Here is a 2,116-nt window from a genome sequence, read left to right on the forward strand (position 1 = left end):
GTGCCACCAGTCAAAACGCTGATGCCCTTGGCAACAACATCTTCCTGGGTCAAACGCTCAGCCAAAATACGCGCACCAGCCAAGGTCCGCTCCTGGCGCTCCTTGAACTCCGGCGAAGCGGCAATCTTGAACGCCACCGCCTTGCCAGCAATCACGTGCTCCAACGGACCACCCTGCTGGCCAGGGAACACCGCCGAGTTCAGCTTCTTCGCAATCTCCGCATCATTCGAGAGAATAATGCCGCCACGAGGACCAGCAAGCGTCTTATGCGTCGTGGAAGTCACCACGTGAGCGTGCGGGACCGGCGAAGGATGCAACCCGGTTGCCACCAGGCCAGCGAAGTGCGCCATATCCACGAACAGGTACGCGCCAACCTTGTCAGCGATCTCGCGGAAGCGCTGGAAATCCAGCTGGCGCGGATACGCCGACCAGCCAGCAACAATCATCTTCGGCTGGTTCTCGATGGCAAGGCGCTCCACCTCGTCCATGTCCACTTCATAGGTTTCCTCGTCCACACCGTAAGGAACGATGTTGAACAAGCGGCCCGAGAAGTTCAGCTTCATCCCGTGGGTCAGGTGGCCACCGTGGTTCAGGTTCAGCCCCAGCACGGTATCGCCCGGACGAACCAGCGCGTGGTACACCGACGCGTTGGCCTGCGCACCGGAATGCGGCTGCACGTTGGCGAACTTCGCCCCGAACAGGTCCTTGAGCCGCTCGATCGCCAGCGTCTCGATGACATCAACTTCCTCGCAACCGCCGTAATAGCGGCGGCCCGGGTAGCCCTCGGCATACTTGTTGGTCAGTACCGAACCCTGCGCCTGCATGATTGCTTGCGCAGTGTGGTTCTCCGAAGCGATCATTTCCAGACCGCGCTGCTGGCGCGCCAGCTCAGCGTCGATACGCTGCGCGACCTCCGGATCGAGATGCGCGAGGTCTGCGGTCAGGGAATCTGCCGAGAGAGTTGAAGCTTGTGCCATTGCCCATTCCTAAATGTATGAATTGCCGACAACTGATATATCAATCTGCGATTCACTGTATGATGGAAGTCACAGCCCGGTCAATGGGTAACCCGAAATTATTTCAGCGTGCAGCAATCACGCGGTATGGAGCAGAGAAAACGGAGGCAAGATGACACTCGCCACACAGCTTCCCGTGGGCGCCGAGTCCCTGGCTGAACGCGCCTACCTGGTTCTGCGAGACCGGCTCATCATGATGGACATCGCCCCCGGCGACCCGATCAACGAAGCCCACCTGGTCAACGAACTCGGCGTCGGCCGCACGCCGTTGCGCGAGGCGCTCAAGCGCCTGGAGGTCGACCACCTAGTGCAGTCCTATCCGCGACGCGGCACCTTTTCCACCCGCGTGGACATCACGGAGCTGGCCGATATCACCGAAGTCCGCGAAGCCCTGGAACCCCTCGCCGCGGCCAAGGCGGCAGCCCTGCATGGCGGCAGCGCTCGCAGTCGCATCGAAGCAACGCTCCAAGCCGTTAGCCAGCTGTCGGGCGCGAATCTCCGGCGCACGTTGATGGAGAACGACCTGGAAGTCCACCGGCTGATCTACCAAGCGGCCGGCAACCACCATCTGGAGCAGACGCTGATCCGCCTGGATAACCTTGCCACCCGCATCTGGTGCATGGCTCTGGATCGCCTGCCGAGCATCGACGAGCACATCGAAGAACACATCTCGCTGCTCCAAGCCATTCTCGACGGCGACGCGCAGCTGGCACAGGAGTTGGCCCTGGAGCATATCGTGCATTTCGAGGCATCGGTGCGATCCGTTCTCTAGCCGCGGCTTCACGGTTGGAGCGATGCCATACATTGCGAAAAAATAGTTATCCCCATTTCCCAGAATCGAAGACATGTTCTAGTAATCGAAGTATAATTAGAACATGTCCGAAGCAAAGGCGCACGGAAACAGCCTCACCCCACCAGCACCCCCCGAGGAATTCGACCTCCACGTCCAAACCGTGCAAAACGACCTCTCCGCCCTCGAAGAACACGGCAGCAAAGCCGACTGCGCCCACGGCATCGAATTGCTGGAAGCCCTCATCTCCGCAGCACGCTGCAAACAAGCCGGCCTCGCCCACCAAATCGAAAAAGAATACGTCCGCGAC

2 protein-coding genes and 1 pseudogene are annotated in these 2,116 nt (G+C 60.1%); 2 read left to right on the forward strand and 1 reads right to left on the reverse strand.

Annotation, left to right across the window (positions count from 1 at the left end; translation table 11 throughout):
- Window positions 1-977, reverse strand: a 977-nt coding sequence (glyA, locus tag ACNPM8_RS00900) for a serine hydroxymethyltransferase (RefSeq protein WP_448939040.1), incomplete at its 3' end; no start/stop codon positions are given.
- Window positions 978-1,128: 151 nt separating this feature from the next.
- Here glyA and ACNPM8_RS00905 point away from each other — a divergent pair.
- Together ACNPM8_RS00905 and ACNPM8_RS00910 are read left to right on the forward strand one after the other, a co-directional pair.
- Window positions 1,129-1,788 carry a GntR family transcriptional regulator gene (locus ACNPM8_RS00905; RefSeq protein WP_448939041.1) on the forward strand — a complete coding sequence of 220 codons (660 nt, stop codon included), beginning with the start codon at window positions 1,129-1,131 and terminating at the stop codon, window positions 1,786-1,788.
- A 103-nt stretch (window positions 1,789-1,891) separates the two neighbouring features.
- Window positions 1,892-2,116: pseudogene (locus ACNPM8_RS00910) on the forward strand (HNH endonuclease); the annotation flags it as partial.

The sequence above is a fragment of the Glutamicibacter sp. AGC46 genome, from assembly GCF_053543715.1.